Annotated in this window: 14 protein-coding genes; 7 read left to right on the top strand and 7 right to left on the bottom strand. The window is 51.7% G+C overall.

Annotated elements, in window-relative coordinates; translation table 11 throughout:
- Window positions 1–4: 4 nt before the first annotated feature.
- The 3 genes from nifU to rnhA form a co-directional block, all read right to left on the bottom strand.
- Window positions 5–436 carry a Fe-S cluster assembly scaffold protein NifU gene (nifU, locus tag ACKTS9_RS02645; protein WP_407878794.1) on the bottom strand — a complete coding sequence of 144 codons (432 nt, stop codon included), beginning with the start codon at window positions 434–436 and terminating at the stop codon, window positions 5–7.
- Window positions 437–471: 35 nt separating this feature from the next.
- Window positions 472–1,644, bottom strand: coding sequence for a cysteine desulfurase family protein (locus ACKTS9_RS02640; protein WP_349214157.1), 1,173 nt, complete (start codon window positions 1,642–1,644; stop codon window positions 472–474).
- A 90-nt stretch (window positions 1,645–1,734) separates the two neighbouring features.
- Window positions 1,735–2,175, bottom strand: a complete 441-nt coding sequence (gene rnhA, locus ACKTS9_RS02635; RefSeq protein ID WP_407878791.1) for a ribonuclease HI — start codon at window positions 2,173–2,175, stop codon at window positions 1,735–1,737.
- A 434-nt stretch (window positions 2,176–2,609) separates the two neighbouring features.
- Between rnhA and ACKTS9_RS02630 the strand changes: the two genes are divergently transcribed.
- The 7 genes from ACKTS9_RS02630 (at window position 2,610) to ftsH (ending at window position 12,393) form a co-directional block, all read left to right on the top strand.
- On the top strand, window positions 2,610–4,460 hold the full coding sequence (locus ACKTS9_RS02630) for a ribonuclease J (RefSeq protein WP_349214474.1): 1,851 nt from the start codon (window positions 2,610–2,612) through the stop codon (window positions 4,458–4,460).
- A 54-nt stretch (window positions 4,461–4,514) separates the two neighbouring features.
- A complete protein-coding gene (locus ACKTS9_RS02625; protein ID WP_407878789.1) occupies window positions 4,515–6,503 on the top strand; it encodes a DHH family phosphoesterase in 1,989 nt (662 codons plus the stop codon).
- A gap of 43 nt (window positions 6,504–6,546) precedes the next feature.
- A complete protein-coding gene (gene rplI / locus ACKTS9_RS02620; protein ID WP_349214471.1) occupies window positions 6,547–6,990 on the top strand; it encodes a 50S ribosomal protein L9 in 444 nt (147 codons plus the stop codon).
- A gap of 96 nt (window positions 6,991–7,086) precedes the next feature.
- Window positions 7,087–8,406, top strand: coding sequence for a replicative DNA helicase (gene dnaB, locus ACKTS9_RS02615; RefSeq protein WP_349214483.1), 1,320 nt, complete (start codon window positions 7,087–7,089; stop codon window positions 8,404–8,406).
- Window positions 8,357–9,757: a tRNA lysidine(34) synthetase TilS gene (tilS, locus tag ACKTS9_RS02610; RefSeq protein ID WP_407882065.1), complete on the top strand. Its 1,401-nt coding sequence runs from the start codon at window positions 8,357–8,359 to the stop codon at window positions 9,755–9,757. The genes dnaB and tilS overlap by 50 nt, the downstream gene beginning before the upstream one ends.
- Window positions 9,747–10,298, top strand: coding sequence for a hypoxanthine phosphoribosyltransferase (gene hpt, locus ACKTS9_RS02605; protein ID WP_407878786.1), 552 nt, complete (start codon window positions 9,747–9,749; stop codon window positions 10,296–10,298). Before tilS ends, hpt begins: the two co-directional genes overlap by 11 nt.
- Before the next feature lie 40 nt (window positions 10,299–10,338).
- Complete coding sequence (gene ftsH, locus ACKTS9_RS02600; RefSeq protein WP_407878784.1) at window positions 10,339–12,393, top strand: ATP-dependent zinc metalloprotease FtsH; 2,055 nt, start codon at window positions 10,339–10,341, stop codon at window positions 12,391–12,393.
- Window positions 12,394–12,470: 77 nt separating this feature from the next.
- On the opposite strand, the gene typA is transcribed toward ftsH, so the two are convergent.
- From typA to ACKTS9_RS02580, 4 genes are all read right to left on the bottom strand, one after another.
- Window positions 12,471–14,303, bottom strand: coding sequence for a translational GTPase TypA (gene typA, locus ACKTS9_RS02595; RefSeq protein WP_349214468.1), 1,833 nt, complete (start codon window positions 14,301–14,303; stop codon window positions 12,471–12,473).
- Window positions 14,304–14,452: 149 nt separating this feature from the next.
- Window positions 14,453–15,565 carry a phosphotransferase enzyme family protein gene (locus tag ACKTS9_RS02590; RefSeq protein WP_349214478.1) on the bottom strand — a complete coding sequence of 371 codons (1,113 nt, stop codon included), beginning with the start codon at window positions 15,563–15,565 and terminating at the stop codon, window positions 14,453–14,455.
- Between the two features lie 17 nt (window positions 15,566–15,582).
- Entirely contained in the window at window positions 15,583–16,506 is a 924-nt protein-coding gene (locus tag ACKTS9_RS02585) for a nucleotidyltransferase family protein (protein ID WP_349214467.1), read from the bottom strand.
- 54 nt (window positions 16,507–16,560) lie between these two features.
- On the bottom strand, window positions 16,561–17,412 hold the full coding sequence (locus ACKTS9_RS02580) for a helix-turn-helix transcriptional regulator (protein ID WP_349214465.1): 852 nt from the start codon (window positions 17,410–17,412) through the stop codon (window positions 16,561–16,563).
- Between the last annotated feature and the right edge of the window lie 457 nt (window positions 17,413–17,869).

The following is a 17,869-nucleotide window of genomic DNA, read 5'->3' as shown; positions in this document are numbered from 1 at the left end:
TGTTTCACCCCTCAATGCTGCAAGCATGACAATCTTCTTCAATTTTTCCCACGATGGGTTCCGGGTCTACTCCCTGACGGCGGTAGTAATCCGCCAGAGCAGATTTTACAGCCTGTTCAGCCAGAACGCTGCAGTGAATTTTTACAGGGGGAAGGCCATCCAGCGCTTCCACCACGGCTTTGTTGGTCAGCTTCAATGCTTCATCGATGGTTTTTCCTTTGATCATTTCCGTGGCGATGCTGGAAGTAGCGATGGCAGCGCCGCAGCCAAAAGTTTTGAATTTGACATCGGTGATGACGTTGCCGTCAATCTTCAAAAACATTTTCATGATGTCGCCGCACTTGGGGTTTCCTACTTCACCAACGCCGTCTGCGTTTTCAATTTCTCCCACGTTGCGGGGATTGGCGAAATGATCCATTACTTTTTCACTGTACATAATATTTCAAGTCCTCTCTTTTTTCTTCCTGAAACTCAGTCATGCCACAGCGGGCTGCGTGCGCGCACAGTCGGTACAATTTCCTGCAGCGCCTGGCAAACCGCGCGGGCATCGTCCATGGTATTCTGAATACCGAAGCTGATGCGAAGGCTGCAATGGGCAATCTCATGCGGCAGACCGATGGAAAGCAACACGTGGCTTGGGTCCAGACTGCCCGATGCGCAGGCAGAACCGGAGGAGGCACAAATGCCTTTCATGTCCAGCATCAACAGCAGACTTTCGCCTTCGGCGGCCTCAAAACTGGCGTTCAGGTTGTTGGGCAGCCGACGGGAAGTGTCCAGGGGACCGTTGATCTTCACCTTGGGCATTTTTTGGATTTCCTTGAGGACATAATCACGCATGGCGCGTTCATCTGCCATTTTTTTATCCAGATTCTGCACGGCGCATTCCAGCGCAGTGGCCAGTCCCACAATGCCGGCCAGATTTTCGGTTCCGGCACGGCGGTTTCGCTCCTGGGCACCGCCGTCCATGAATGTCAGCGGCATCACGCCGCGGCGGCAGAGCAGGGCGCCTACGCCTTTGGGACCGTTGAATTTGTGGGCGGAAAGACTCAGCATATCCACACCGAGTTCCTTGAAGTTGATGGGAACAGATCCGGCCGCCTGTACAGCGTCCGTGTGGAACCATACGCCACGTTCGCGGCAAACTTCAGCGATTTCAGCAATGGGTTCCAAAGTGCCGATCTCGTTGTTGGCGTACATGATGGTGACAAGTGCTGTTTCGGGACGAATGGCGTTTTTGACATCTTCCACCGAGACAAAGCCTTCAGCGTCCACAGGAAGATAGGTGATCTCAAACCCTTCTTTTTCCAGGGCCTGCATGGAATGGAGCACCGCATGATGCTCAATGCAGCTGGTGATCAAATGCTTTTTGCCGAGTTTGGCGAATTTGTGTGCAGTCCCTTTGATTGCCCAGTTATCTGCTTCGGTGCCACAGCTGGTAAAGAAAACTTCAGCGGGTTCACATCCCAAAGCAGCTGCCACGCGGCTGCGGGCATTGGCCAGCGCCTCGTTTGCGCGGGCGCCTACCGAGTAAAAAATGCTGGAAGGATTGCCGTATTCTTCACAGTAATAAGGAATCATCGCGTCCAGCACCTGTTTGGAGACAGGCGTTGTGGCTGCGTTATCCAGATAAATTGTATGGCTCAATGAATTTCACCTTACCTTTATTCATATATAGAATAGAAACGAAAGTTTCTGCCTGAATATTAATATATACTAAAATAGTATAATTTGCAACTACTTTTTAAATTTTGCTGCCTGAGCAACAGCCATTCGGTCGCATTTTTCGTTTTCCGGATGACCGGCGTGCCCTTTGATCCATTGGTAATGAAACGTGTGCGGTTCACACAAGTCCAGGAGGCGCGCCCAAAGGTCGCTGTTCAAAGCGGGTTTTTTGTCGCTTTTTACCCAGCCGCGGGCACGCCAGCTTTTGGCCCAGCCTTTGGAAAGCCCATCCATTACGTATTTGGAGTCACTGCAAAAAGTGATATCGCACGGTTCTTTTAAACATTCCAGCGCACGAATGATGCCGGTCAATTCCATGCGGTTATTGGTGGTTTCGGCCTCTCCGCCGGAAAGTTCCTTTCGCTGTCCTTTATAATCCAGAATGGCACCCCAACCGCCGGGACCCGGGTTTCCGCTGCAGGCGCCGTCCGTATAAATGGTGATATGTTTCAATCCGATGCTCCTTTCGCGCGTACAAAAAATCGCACTTACTATATTATATGGAAAAGGGAAGATGATGTAAACCCGTATCAGAGTGGTTTAAGGGATACTTTTTATCCAATACTTACAACACAGAACAGCTTAACTTGACGAAAGTGCATAATAAAGGTATTATAATAGAATCATACTTCTGTATTTCACTGGGCCGCAGGACGAAACGGCCGATGAACGAACTGAGGAATGCACGGCGGACAGCCGCTGTTGATATTTTGTAAAAATAAGAATACACACAGAGAATGCGAGAACGACATCTGGCCGTGCGCAGCGGCAGAGCGTTTCGTGATTCTGTACAGAAAAGAGACTCTGCGCCCGGTTGGGGACGGCGGAGGTTTTGTCAAACGCATGATGCGAGGATTCTGTACAATTTGTGTGGGAATGGAGGATGCATGAATAGTACAACGGAAACAAGCAACGAGAAAACAAAAACATCTGTAAAAACCACGACAAAGGGAACAAAAACACGCAGAGAGCAGCCCAAAAAAGCGGCGGCCAAGCAAAGCGAGCCGGCGCAGCGTAAAAGGCCGGCCGGCGGGCATCATTCGCGCCGCCGTCAGTCTGCGCAGAATGCAGGGGAGCCGGCGATTCCGGTGAAGATTTACCCGCTGGGCGGTCTGGGAGAAGTCGGAAAAAACATCACGCTCTACGAATGCCAGGGCGACATGCTTCTGGTGGACTGTGGACTGGTCTTTCCGGACAGCGATATGTACGGAATTGACCTGGTGATTCCTGATTTTACGTTTGTGCTGCAGAACAAAGACCGAATCAAGGGTGTTGTGATCACGCATGGACACGAAGACCACATTGGAAGTTTGCCGTATCTTCTGCGGGAGTTTAATGTGCCCGTCTATGCGACACGGCTTACGCTGGGACTGATCAAGAACAAACTGGAGGAGCACGGGCTGGCTTCCAGTGCAAAATTGCACGAGATCGAACCGCGCCGGAAGATTAAGCTGGGGTGCTTTACGGTGGAGCCGATCCATGTGAACCATTCCATTCCGGATGCAGTGGCTTTTGCCATTGAGTGCCCGGCGGGCGTTGTAATCCACACGGGTGACTTCAAAGTCGATTATACGCCGATTTCCGATGGGCCGACGGACCTTACCACGATTGCGGAGTATGGCAAGAAAGGTGTTTTGGCGCTTTTGGCGGATTCTACAAACGCCGAACGTCCGGGCTTTACCGCCACAGAGCATAAGGTTGGAGAAACTTTTGCCACACTGTTCCGGCGCGCGGAGAAAAAGCGAATCATCATTGCCACATTTGCGTCCAATCTGTATCGGATTCAGCAGATCATCGATCTGGCGGTTCGCTCCGGCCGCAAGGTGGCGGTGTCAGGCCGCAGTATGGTCAACAATACCGAGATGGCCCTGGAACTGGGCTATCTGCACGCGCCGGACAATGTGTTGATTGACATTGAGTCGATCAACAAATATCCGCCGGAGCAAATTGTTCTTATCACTACGGGCAGCCAGGGCGAGCCTCTGAGTGCGCTGTCCCGCATGGCATCGGCAAGTCATCGCAATGTTCGTGTGGGCCCGGGCGATTTTATCATTATTTCGGCAACTCCGATCCCGGGCAACGAAAAAATGGTGACAAAAGTGGTCAACGGCCTTTTGCGGCTGGGCGCGGAAGTGATTTACGAATCCATGTATGACGTGCACGTTTCGGGCCATGCCTGCCAGGAGGAGCAAAAACTGATGCTGACGCTGGCGAATCCGCAGTATTTCCTGCCGGTTCACGGCGAGTTCAAGCATTTGAAAAAGCACGCCATGACGGCTGCTTCGCTGGGAATGCCGGAAAAGAACATCTACATTGGTGAAAACGGTGACTGCATCATTTTGTCACGTGATGCGCTGGCCCTGGGCGAACCGGTGACCGCAGGGGCGGTTATGGTGGATGGCCTGGGCGTGGGCGATGTGGGTAACATTGTGATGCGGGATCGCCGTCATCTTTCGGAAGATGGGCTGGTCATTGTGGTTGCTACGGTGGACCGTGCCAGCGGACAGGTGCTGGCGGGTCCGGATATTGTAACGCGTGGTTTTGTGTATGTCCGTGAGAGCGAGGAATTGATTGAGGGCGCTCGGGAACAGGTTTGCCATGCGCTGGCGGGAATCAGTGCGCAGGATATGCGTGACTTCGGGAATGTGAAGACCCGGATTCGTGAAACGGTTTCTTCCTATCTTTACCGGAGAACCAAGCGCAGCCCCATGATCCTGCCGATTTTAATGGAAGTGTGATTGTAACGTCCGCCTCGTTTTTGCGAGGCGGACGCTGAAGGGAGCGTCTTTTCCATGAAGAAACGCATTGTTGCGCTGGACATCATGTTGGTTGTTTTGTCAATCAGTTGCATTGCACTGGGAATTGCGTTGTCGGTGGTAAAACCGGTCTTTTTGATTCCGGTAGCCGTGCTGATTCTTTTGGTGTTTTTGGGTGTTTATTTGAACATTCGCCTTTTCCGCCGAAAGATGACCAAGCTTTTGCACGGGACGCAGACAACAGAAACCCAGGCAGGATATGCGGCGCTGAAAATACCGGTCCTGGTGCTTTCCGGCGGGCGGATCGCCTGGTATAACGATGCGTTTCGGGATGACCTTCTGGGCGGTGAGGACACTATGCTCCTTCCGGTCGGCAAAGTGCTTCCCGGCTTTATGTGTGAACTGGCCAAGGAAAAGAACGGACAGAACTTCGAGTTCGGCTCCCGCCGCTATACGGTATACGGCAGCGGGGTGGAAATCGGCGACGGACTTTTTGTCGCGTATTTTGTGGACAATACACAGCTGAAACGGCAGGCCGGAGAATACTTGGCCACGAGACCGTCGGTTCTGATGATCGCGCTGGATACATACGATGAGATCCTCAAGGAGCTGAAGGAAAGCGAGCGGACCCGCATCATCGGGGCTGTAGAAAATGCGCTGGATCAATTCATCGGCACGACCACGGGCTTTTTGCGCAGGGTCAGCACGTCCCGTTATCTGGCGGTAGTGGAAGAGCGGCACATGCATGAAATTGTTCAGAATCGCTTTTCCATTTTGGACACCGTTCGCGGAATCGGAGATGAGAATGCCGCGGTCACGCTTTCCATCGGCGTTGGTCGTCTTGCGCCCACGCTGCAGGAAGGCTATGAAATGGCAGTGCAGGCGTTGGATATGGCGCTGGGACGCGGCGGTGACCAGGCGGCGGTAAAAAGCAAAGAGGGCTTTGATTTTTACGGCGGCGTTTCCCGCAGTGTGGAGAAACGAAGCAAGGTGAAGAGCCGCATCATTGCGGCGGCGCTTAAAGACCTGATCGCGCAAAGCAGTGACGTTTTGATTATGGGGCACAAGTCTTCCGATTTGGATGCGGTTGGCGCGTCGATCGGAATGCTGCGCTTCTGCCGGATTTGCCGCAAACCTGCCTGTATTGTAGTGAATGAGGAGAGAAGCCTCGCGGCAAACCTGATTGAAGAGTTTCGTAAGGCGGGCAGGGGAACGGACTTTATTTCGCCGGATGACGCGGTGGATGCGATGGACGCCAACACACTGGTAATCATTGTAGATACCCATGTGAAATATCTTCTGGAGTGCGCGCCGCTGTATGAGCGGGCGAAGAACGTGGTTGTGATTGACCATCACAGAAAGTGTGTCGGCCATATCGACAACAGTGTGATTTTCTATCATGAACCTTATGCGTCCAGTGCATCGGAGCTGGTCAGCGAACTGCTTCAGTATCTGGATACGGACAAGGAAAACCGGCTGCAGCCGCTGGAGGCGCAGGCTCTTCTGGCGGGGATTATGCTGGATACCCGAAATTTTGCACTTCACACAGGTGTGCGTACGTTTGAAGCTGCGGCTTACCTGCGCCGCATGGGTGCGCAGACCCAGGAAGTCAAAAAGCTGTTCAATTCTTCCTTTGAGGATTATGCTTACAAAGCGCAGCTTGTGACCGATGCGGAAATCTACATGGGATGTGCAGTGGTCTTTGCCGATAATCTTCCGGAAGAAATGAGCGTGGTGATCCCGCAGGCTGCCAACGATTTGCTCACCATCAACGGTGTTCAGGCAAGCTTTGTGGCTGTGGACACAGGTACACAGATCACGATATCGGCCCGCAGTATGGGAGAAGTCAACGTGCAGGTCATTATGGAAGCTCTGGGCGGTGGCGGACACCTGACCATGGCGGGGGCGCAGCTGAAAAACTGCACGCTGGAGGACGCTAAGCATCGGTTGCTGGATGCCATCGCGGATTACCGGGAAAACCGGCGTAAAGCGGAAGCAATGAAAAATAATACAAACGGAAAATAATGCGGCCTGCGTTCAGGCACAGGCGGAAGGGAAAGAATCAGTCATGAAAATCGTATTGAAACAAGATGTAAAGGCAATTGGAAAAAAGGACGGCGTATATGAAGTGTCGGACGGCTACGCCCGCAACTTCCTGTTCCCGCGCAATCTGGCGGTCCCTGCGGATGCAACGGCAATCAATGAGGTGAAGACCAAGGCGGCTGCGCAGCAGCATCATGCCGAGGAAGAGCTGGCGGCGGCAAAGGCGCTGGCGGCAAAATTGTCGGGCCAGACAGTGGTTCTGAAAGCGCGTGCAGGGCAGGGCGGACGTTTGTTCGGTTCGGTTACCAGCAAGGATATTGCCGCTGCGTTGAGCCAGGCAGTCGGGGAGAACGTGGACAAACGCAAAATCGTCCTGGAGTCGGAGATCAAAAACTTTGGTTCCTATCCCGTTGAGGTGAAAGTTTATCCGAAAGTGACGGCAAAACTGACCGTTCGTGTAGAAGAGTAATCTGCACCGGAGGAGGTATTTTTGGTGGCAGGCAATCAATATGGCGGTGGGTTGGACCTTTCGCTGGAATCGCTGGGGGTGAATCTGCCTTATAACATGGAGGCAGAGCAGGCGGTTTTGGGTGCTGCGATCCTGGAAGCGGAAATCATTCCGCAGATGGTGGAAAATCTGCGCCCGGAGATGTTTTATGCCCGCCAGAACGGAGAGATCTTTTCCGAGATCGTCCGTTTGTTTACCAGCTCCGCGCCGGTGGATTTCGTCACGCTTTTGGCGGCGGTGCAGGATGCAGGCATCTTTCCTACCGAAGATGAAGCCAAAGTTTATCTGACGCAAATCGCAGAGACGGTTCCGTCTTTGTCGCACGTCAACACCTACATCAAAATCATCGGCGAGAAATATCGGATTCGGCAACTGATGCAGGCAGCGAAAACCATTTTGGAGCAGTCTGCGGAGGAGCCGGATGCAGACCTTCTTTTGGAAAGTGCCGAGCAAAAGATTTACGAAATTCGCTCCGGCAGAGATTCCAATGCGCTGACGCCGATCAGCAGTGTTATTATTGATACCTATGCGCATTTGCAGGAGATCAGCGGACCAAACAAGGACAAATATCTGGGAATTCCAACGGGATTCACGTATTTGGATAAGATGCTTACCGGCGGCCTGGGACGGTCGGACCTGATGATTTTGGCCGCACGCCCCGGTATGGGTAAAACTTCTTTTGCTCTGAACATTGCGACCAATGTGGCAAAGAAGCAGAAAGTGCCGGTTGCGGTGTTCAGCCTTGAGATGACAAAAGATCAGCTTGTCAGCCGCATTTTGTCCAGCGAGGCGGGAATCAGCAGTCAGGCGTTCCGCACGGGCGAACTTTCCACGACGGACTGGGAATTTTTGGCACGTGCTTCCGAAGTTCTGGCGCGGTCCAATATGTATCTGGACGATACTTCCAATATCACCATTCCGGAGATGAAGGCAAAAATCCGGCGTGTCAATCAGGATCCGTCCAAACCGGATATTGGAGTCATTATTATCGACTATCTGCAGCTGATGAGCACCGGCAAGCGGACCGAGTCGCGCGTGCAGGAGATCAGCGAGATCACACGAAATCTGAAGATTATGGCCAAAGAGCTGAATGTGCCCATTATTGCGCTGAGCCAGCTTTCCCGTAGTGCGGAGAAAAACCGGACAGATCATCGGCCGATGCTGAGTGATTTGCGCGATTCCGGTTCCATCGAGCAGGACGCGGACGAAGTGCTGTTCTTGTACCGCGAGGCATATTATGACAAAGAAGAGGGAGATACGGCCAGAGCGGAATGCATTGTGGCGAAAAACCGCCATGGTGAGGTAGGAACGGTCGAACTTGCATGGGATGGTGCGCACACGCGCTTTACCAATATGGATTTTACACATGAAGCTTGAAAAAAAGGTGTCTGAGACCATCAGGCGACATCAAATGTTTCAAAATGGGGATACTGTCATTGTGGCTCTTTCCGGTGGAGGAGACTCAATGGCATTATTCCATTTTTTATGTACAAAGCGTGAGGAGTGGAACCTCTGTCTGCGCGCGGTACATGTGAACCATGGAATTCGGGGCGTTGAGGCAGAAGAAGACGCTTGTTTTGTGCGCAGTGTCTGTGCCCGCTGGAATGTGGAATTGGACGAGATCGTGCTGGTCCCGCCGCGTGATCACGCAGATGAGGCATGGGCACGGGCAGAGCGCTATGCGTTTCTGGAACAGTGTGCGAAAAAACATCATGCCCGGGTGGCTACGGCGCATACCCGTTCCGATCAGGCGGAGACGGTGCTGCTGAATCTTGCGCGCGGCAGCGCGGTAAAGGGAGCAGCGGGCATCCCGCCGGTTCGCGGCTTTTTTGTGAGACCGCTGCTGGAAGTATCCCGGGAGGAAGTTCTGGACTATTTGGAGAGAAAAGAACTTCCATATCGGACGGACAGCACCAATCTGGATTGCAACTATACGCGCAACGCCATTCGTTGGGAGGTTCTGCCGGCCCTTGAACGGGCGCGGCCCGGAGCTGTCCAGGCATTAGCACGCTTTGCAGCCAATATGGAGCAGCTGTCCGAATATCTTTCTCAACAGGCGGGAAAGCTTTTGTGCGAAGCCCGGCTTTCCGGCGCAGAATACGATGCTGAAATCATGCGGGCAGCGCCTCCGGTCGTGTGCCGGGCAGCCCTCTCGGAACTGATTGCGCAGAGGGAAAAACAGGAGAAAACTGCGCTGACCGATCAGGCGTATGATGTGCTGCGCAAGGGCGGAGCACTGCAGATCGGGACCAACTGTGTGCTTCGGGTTTCTCAGGGAAGGCTGCGCCTGGAACCGCCGAAGATCCGTCAGGAAGAGTGGACGCTTCCGCTGGAACCAGGCACTTTCTCGCTGCCGGGAAATTTGCTTCTTAAAATTGAGTTTTTTCCGGTGGAAAATGTGGTTGTTTTGGGAAAAGATGAAGAAAAAGCATTCAATTTTTATGCGGACTGTGCTAGAATATTAAGGACAGCGCAGTTCCGAACCAGGCGGCCGGGAGACTTGTTCTCTCCGCCGGGCTGCAGGTGTTCGAAACCGTTGAAAAAATTATATTCTCAGGCAAAAATTTCTCCTGTGATGAGAGCGGTGCTTCCGGTTTTGGCGCAGGGGAGCCGCGTGCTGTGGGCGGCAGACTTTGGCTTTGCAGAAGGCCTTGCAATCACGGCAGATACAAAAAAAGCCGTGAAAATTACATTGCGGCAGATGGAGGCACAAAGAGATGAAGGATAATATGCGAGAAGACGTTTTGCGGGTTTTGCTCAGCGAAGAAGAAATTCATGCCAAAGTAAAAGAGATGGGCAAGAAGATTACGGAAGATTATAAAAATTCCAATTTGATGCTGGTCACTGTCCTGAAGGGGGCAGTGGTATTCCTGGCGGATATCATGCGCGAGATCGACGTTCCCGCGGAGATTGATTTCATGGTTGTATCCAGCTACGGCTCCGGCGTGAAGTCTTCCGGTGTAGTGAAAATCGTGAAAGACCTGGATGTGCCTTTGGAAGGAAAGGACATTTTGATCGTGGAAGACATTTTGGATTCCGGTTTGACCCTGAGCTATATCAAAGAACTGCTGGCCAGCCGCGGTCCCCGCTCCATCAAGGTTGCCACTCTGCTGGATAAGCCCAGCCGCCGCAAGGTGGATTTGCAGGCTGACTATGTGGGCTTCTCCGTGCCGGATGAGTTCGTGATCGGCTATGGCTTGGACTACGACGAGAAGTACCGCAATTTGCCGTATATCGGCATTCTCAAGCCGGAAGTGTATTCCGTCTGATTGACTTCCGCTGCCTGAGCGGTTTAGGAGTGAAACGAATTTGAATAAACGCAGAAATACGAATGGCCTTTTGATTATTGCGATTTTGGGCCTGCTGCTGATGTTCTTCATCTTCAGCGGACCGGACAGCAATATGCAGACCATGACCTATTCCCAGGTTGTCGATTATTTTGAAAGCGGCGAAGTCGACGATTTTACACTGGATATGAACAGCGGCACATTGGAGATTACGCTGTCCGAAAGTGCAACGCAGGAACTGAAAGAGGAAGGAAAGCTTTCTCAGTCGACCGGTGATGCATCCGGATGGCAGGGGATTTTCTCCGGAAGCACCAGCCAGACACAGACGAATTCCAAGAACGCTGTGCTTGATTATAAGCTGGCAGGAGCTTCGCTGATTGTGGATAAGCTGGATGAATATCGCGAGATCCACGATGCCAAGTATCCGGATCGTCCGATGACGTATGATATTGTGCCGGCAGCCGAAACACCGTTTTGGCTGACCATGCTTCCGTTCATTGTGCTGATTATTCTGACAATGGCTGCTTTCTACTATTTCATGTATATGCAGTCCGGCGGCGGCAAGGCCATGAACGTAGGACGCGCAAAAGTAAAAGACCAGGCTGATCAGGGACGTAAGGCTACGTTTAAGGATGTGGCAGGTGCGGACGAAGAGAAGGAAGAACTGCAGGAGATTGTTGAATTTTTGAAAAATCAGCAAAAGTTCAATTCTTTGGGCGCACGCATTCCCCATGGTGTCCTTCTGGTCGGACCTCCGGGCACAGGTAAAACGTTGCTGGCCCGCGCCTGTGCCGGTGAGGCAGGCGTGCCGTTTTACTCCATTTCCGGTTCTGACTTTGTTGAGATGTACGTGGGTGTAGGTGCATCCCGTGTGCGTGATTTGTTTGATAAAGCGAAAAAGACTGCTCCGTGCATTGTGTTCATCGACGAAATTGATGCGGTGGGCCGGCAGCGCGGTACAGGCTTGGGCGGCGGCCATGATGAACGCGAGCAAACGCTGAACCAGCTGCTGGTCGAAATGGACGGCTTCGGGGCCAATGAGGGCGTTATCGTGGTAGCGGCCACCAACCGGGTAGATATTCTGGATAAGGCGCTTCTGCGTCCGGGTCGGTTTGACCGTCAGGTTTATGTAGGCTTGCCGGACGTAAAAGGCCGCGAAGAGATTTTGCGGGTTCACACTCGCAACAAGCCGCTGGCTCCGGACGTGGTCCTGAAGACCATTGCAAAGTCAACGGTTGGCTTCACAGGCGCTGATTTGGAAAACCTTGTCAATGAAGCGGCGTTGTTGGCGGCAAAGCGCGGCCGCAAGGCCATTACGGAAAGAGACATTGAAGAGGCCAGCATCAAGGTGATCGCAGGTCCCGAGAAGAAGAGCCGTGTGGTAACGGAAAAGGAAAAGAAGCTGACCGCTTATCATGAGGCGGGCCATGCCATCACTCATTATTACAGTGAAACAGCTGACCCCGTGCACGAAATTTCCATCGTTCCTCGCGGAATGGCAGGCGGATATACCATGAGCCTGCCGGAGGAAGATAAGAACTATGTGACCAAAAAGCAGATGGAAGATGAGATCGTCACACTGCTGGGCGGTCGCGTGGCGGAGAAACTGGTGCTGGATGATATTTCGACCGGTGCTTCCAACGATTTGGAACGTGCTACGGCCATTGCGCGCAATATGGTCATGCGCTATGGCTTCTCGGAGCGATTGGGCCCCGTGGTTTACGGCGGAAATCCCAGCGAAACGTTCCTGGGCAGAGATCTGGGGGCTGGCAGGAACTATTCGGAAGAGGTTGCCTCTGAAATCGACGCGGAAATTCGTGAAATGCTGGACGAGGCCTTTGAAACTGCGCGCGTGCAGTTGTCGCAGCATATGCAGCAGCTCCACGTTGTGGCGCAGGCGCTGATTGAGCGTGAAAAGCTCTCCGGTGACGAGTTCCGCACGCTGATGTCCGGTGGTTCGCTGGATACGCGGAACACGGAAAAAGAAAAGGCGGAGGAAAACGCCAGCGTTCAGGATAAAAAAGAGGAAGAGGATTCGCCGGTTATTGTGGTGGATCCCGAATCGGATTCTCATTAAAATCAAAAGCGGCCGTTTCAAGCGGCCGCTTTTATTTTATGAAAAAAGAGCAGCGCCGCAGGCGCTGCTCTTTGATTTTATGCGTTGGCTTTTCCGCCTTTGATGGCTTTCATGCGCATTTCGTGATTCAGAATCCGTTTGCGAATGCGAATGCTTTTCGGTGTGACCTCCAAAAGTTCATCCGGTTTCAGGAACTCCAGACTTTCTTCCAAACTGAATTTGGAAACAGGAACCAGACGAAGAGCATCGTCCGAGCCGGATGCACGCGTATTGGTCAGGTGTTTTGTTTTGCAGACGTTTACGCTCATATCGTCGCCGGCAGGGCTGTAACCAATGACCATGCCCTCATACACTTTTTCACCGGGTTCCACAATCAGCGTTCCACGCTGCTGCGCATTGAACAGGCCGTAGGTGACTGCCACGCCAGTTTCAAAGCTGACCAGGCTGCCGGTGGAACGGGTGGGCAGTTCACCTTTCCACTCGTCATAACCGTCGAAGATGGTGTTCAGAATTCCTTCGCCGTGGGTATCAGTCAGGAATTCGCTTCGATATCCGAACAAGCCGCGGGACGGAATCCGGAACTCCACGCGCATACGGTCGGTTCCGAGCGGAGCCATCTGAACCAGTTCGCCTTTGCGGGCGCCCAGTTTCTGCATCACGCTGCCCTGATAATCCACAGGAACGTCAATCACCACATGCTCCATGGGTTCCATCACTTTTCCGTCTTCCTCGTGGGTCAAAACCTTAGGCGGGGAAACCTGAAGTTCGTAACCTTCACGACGCATGGTTTCAATCAAAATGGAGAGGTGCATCTCTCCGCGGCCCATGACGCGGAAGCTTTCGGTTGTAGCGGAATCTTCCACTTTCAGGGCTACGTCCTTCAATAGCTCTTTGTGCAGACGATCACGAATCTGGCGGCTGGTGACAAATTTTCCCTCGCGTCCCGCAAACGGACTGTCGTTGACGGCAAACGTCATTTCAACAGTCGGATCGTTAATTTTTACAAAGGGAAGGGGCTGAACCAACGTGGGTGTGCAAAGCGTGTTGCCGATGTTGATATCCGTCAGGCCGCTGAACGCAACAATGTCGCCGGCAGCAGCTTCCTGGATGGGAGTGCGGCCATTGGCCTCAAAGCTGTAAAGGGCGGTAATGCGGCCGCGTTTGGCAAGATCTTTGTCGTGCCAGTCGCAAACAGCAACGTCTTGGCCCACTTTGATAGTTCCGTTTTCCACACGGCCAATTCCGATACGGCCCACGAACTCGTTGTAGTCAATGGAAGAGCACAGCATGCTGAACGGAGCGGTGGGATCGCCGACCGGCGGCTTGACGTATTCCAGGATGGTTTTAAAAAGAGGCTCCAAGTCTTTGCCGGGAACATCCGGGCTGTAGCTGGCGGTGCCGTCGCGGCCGGAGCAGAACACCATGGGGCTGTCCAGCTGCTCATCAGTTGCACCGAGATCCATCAAAAGAAGCAAAATCTCATCAATAACTTCCTTGATGCGCGCGTCCGGACGGTCAATTTTGTTGACCGCAATGACCAGCGACAAATTCTGCTGCAAAGCTTTCTGCAGGACGAAACGAGTCTGAGGCATGCAGCCTTCTGCCGCGTCCACCAGCAGCAAAACGCCGTTGACCATTTTCAGAACACGTTCCACTTCACCACCAAAATCCGCGTGGCCCGGGGTGTCGACAATGTTGATTTTTACACCGTTGTAGTAGGTGGCCGCGTTTTTGGCAAGAATGGTGATGCCGCGCTCACGCTCGATATCGCCGGAGTCCATGACGCGCTCGGCTACTTGCTGGTTGTCGCGGAAAGCGCCGGATTGTTTCAGCATCTGGTCCACCAGGGTGGTTTTGCCGTGGTCAACATGCGCAATGATCGCGATGTTACGCAAATTGTTTTGTTCCATAAAATCGAATCCTCTTTTTGTTCAAATATTACAATTTTGCAGACACTCTATTGTATAATAAAAGAACGGATTTTGTCAAGGAAAGCCGCTTTCAGAAAGCAAAAAAGGGGAGGAGCGCCCACGCCGGACGCTCCTCGCTTTTAAAATCTTCAGGAATGTTTTTTTACAATGGCCTTCATTTCATCCCAATGGCTCTCCATATCGCTCACCAGTTTGAATTGCGTGCGGCAGCGATCCAGGTTGTGGCCTTCGCGATGAACTTTAAAATAGTGATCTCCCTCCAGATAGTCGGTCAAGAAACGAATTCCGCATTCAAGAGTCATCAGTTTGGCACCCCAGACCAGCGTATCTTTTTCCAGGTCGGTCAGGGCATCGCCAGCGGCAGCGAGGAATCCTTCGGTATAGGTCTCAAAAAGAGGCAGGCTGAAGTTTACCTTGGTCAGATCCCGCTCGTCTTCAGCACAATCGTTGGCGCCAAATCGAATGGAGTCACCGTAATCGTTGGCAGCAAGACCAGGCATTACCGTGTCCAGATCGATCACGCAGATGCCTTTGCCGGATGCTTTGTCCATCAGAATGTTGTTGAGCTTGGTGTCATTGTGCGTAACACGCAGAGGCAGACGCCCTTCCTTCAAAAGATTCACCATAACGGCGCAGTCATCTTTATGCGCTTTTACAAAATCAATTTCCGCCTGCACTTCTTTGGCGCGTCCGCACGCATCGGCCGCCAGCGCTTTTTCAAAGTTTTCATAACGCCATACGGTATTATGGAAATTCGCAATGGTCTCATGCAGGGTGTCGGCAGGGTAGTCAGCCAGAAGACGCTGGAAATTACCGAAAGCGTAGGCGCTTTCGTAAAATTGTTCCGGAGTTTCGACCTTTTGCAGGCAGACGGTGTCTTCCACAAAGGTATATACGCGCCAAGCGCCACCGTCGGAATCCGCATAGTAGGATTTCCCTTCACGGGTAGGAATCACGTTCATGGTTTCGCGCATGGGGTCGCCGCCGTTTTTCTCAATGATTTTGCGCAGATAACCGGTGACGCCCGAGATGTTTTCCATCAAAGCGTCCGGGTCACGGAATGTGTTGGTGTTGATGCGCTGCAGAATATAACGCACACAGTCGCCGTTGTCGGTCTGTGTATATACGCAAAATGTATCATTGATATGACCCGCGCCGTAGCGGACGGCTCCTACTACCAGGGCATTCCAGTCCCATGCGGTCAAAGCTTCCTGTAAAACCTGTTCAGCAGTCTTTTCCATTTTCAGCGGTCCTTTCTTTATTTCCACAGAGGGGCAGGGTACAAGCCGGCAGCGGTTTTCTCTGCGATAGCCTGCATTACAACCGGTTTGTCCGCTTTATAAGTGACGCCATACCATTTGTCAGAACTGGTCAGTACACGCACGCGCGCTTTGTTTTCCGCAATCAATTCGCTGACAACGCTGGGCAGGAAATACTCGCCCTTCAGGGGATTCTCCACAAGGGCTTTGTCCAGGAAAGCAGCAAAACGGGACTGTGCTTCACCTACGAAGCTGGGGGTAAAGCCCCACAGGTTCATGGAAACAGTGGTATCGCCGGGGACATCCGTCCAGCTCTCACCGTCGTCCGTGCTGAAGTGGATGCCGCCTTCGTATTTTTCGATGCGGGTGCGTTCGGTGACAGAATCCAGATATCCGTCCGCATCTGTCACGCAAATTCCGCGGGCCACATGGCCGTTGTCCGTTACGGTATTTTGCAGCTGATAACCGACCATTGCATACTCATATTGTGCGTCGTCTTCATGAGTGGACAGATAGTCGAAAATTACTTTGAAGGCTTCCGGACCATAGTAATCGTCCGCGTTGATCACTGCAAAGGGGGCATCGATCTGTTTGGAGGCAGACAGAATCGCGTGGCTGGTGCCCCAGGGTTTTACGCGACCCTCCGGGACGGAATATCCTTCGGGCAGGATGTCCAGCTGCTGGAACGCATAGCGGATTTCCATGCCGCTTTTTTCTACGCGTTTACCGACCATGGAAATGAAGTCATCTTCAATTTCATGCTTAATGATGAAGACCACGGTTTCAAAACCGGCACGGCGGGCATCAAACAGAGAATAATCCAGAATAGCTTCTCCATTGGCGCCGACAGGATCGATCTGTTTCAGACCGCCGTAACGGCTGCCCATGCCTGCTGCCATAACAACTAAGATCGGTTTTTTCATAATAAAACACTCCTTTGATTTTTCTATCAATGAAATGGTATAGCGACGAAAGAATTAGTTTTCCGCAGACGGTTCCTTCTGTGCGGCGTTGCGGTACTCTGAGGGTCCGATTCCGACCATCTTTTTAAAACTCTGGCTGAAATAGCTTGGAGAGGAGAAACCAAGCTGCTGGCTGATTTGAGATACAGAATAGTCCGTGGTTTTTAATAAAAATTCGCTTTCCCGGATGCGGCGGTTGATGAGATAGTTGATAGGGCTGCACCCCAATTCCCGCTTAAATGCATGAACCAGATAATATTTGTTCATGTGGGTCAGCTCGGACAAAATGTCCAAGGTGACGTTTTCTTTAAAATGTTCATCCATATAGCGCTGTGCTTTTAGACATTCCTTGCTGCTCTTTCGGGACTCCTGCCCCAGATTGCTGTGGATGGTTTGACGCATCAGCTTTGCCACCAGAACTTCGGCAAGGTTATGGCACACTGCTTCGTAGGAAGGTTCTTTTTCCGTCAGCTCCCGCATCATTGCCTTAAAATAAAATAGGTATTCTTCACGCTGAGCCGCACAGGATAGTTTGACGTAGCGTGTCTCAGAAGAGCCGGGCGCCACAAAATTTTGCCCGGAGAGCCCCACCACGAAATATTCCAGCGGCTGATTGCCCTGCGAGAGTTCTGTGTGTTCAATTGTGGGGTTGACAATAATCAGTTGATCGGGATGGATATTAAAACGCATGTCTTCGATTTGGAAGCTCCCTTCACCGCTGATCACATAAAACAATTCTGTAAAATAATGAGTATGCGGGATGCTGTGCCAATCTGCGCCATAGCGGGAACGCGTCACGTACAGCAGCTCAATGGAATCGTTCAAGCGCGCACTGGGATCCTGCAGGCCGTAACAGTTGCTGCTCAAGGCGTTTCTCACTCCTTTTTGAGATTGGAATAACGATAAAACGCGATTTATGGATGTTGCGAAAGAAAAAGATGTAGAATGTTGTCGTAGATATGTGAAAAGGACAGTCACATACTTTAAAAAAACAAAGATTGTACATTGTTTTTTCTCTGCATCCTAGTATACAGTAAAATGCTCTCGTGAGCAAGATGAATGGATAAAATAGAAAAAAACGCTCTTTTTGTGCAAATTGAATGCAAAAACCCCTGAAAACAAATGTGCACAAATTTAATCAAGTTTCTTTGTTGATTATATGTATAAAAAATGACAAAAGGGTTATAAGAAAGAATACAAAATATACAAGAAGACAATATTTATAAAACAACCAGCAACTTTTGTCTTGAAACATTTTGCGTAAACCCGTATGCTGGAATTACAGAGAGTTCATCCGGTTTGGATGACAGACAAAATGCTGGAT

It is taken from the genome of Owariibacterium komagatae (genome assembly GCF_045865535.1).
Classification (GTDB): domain Bacteria; phylum Bacillota; class Clostridia; order Oscillospirales; family Ruminococcaceae; genus Ruthenibacterium; species Ruthenibacterium komagatae.
The sequence above is the reverse complement of the archived record's forward strand: the minus strand, read 5'-3'. Positions and strand labels throughout refer to the sequence as shown.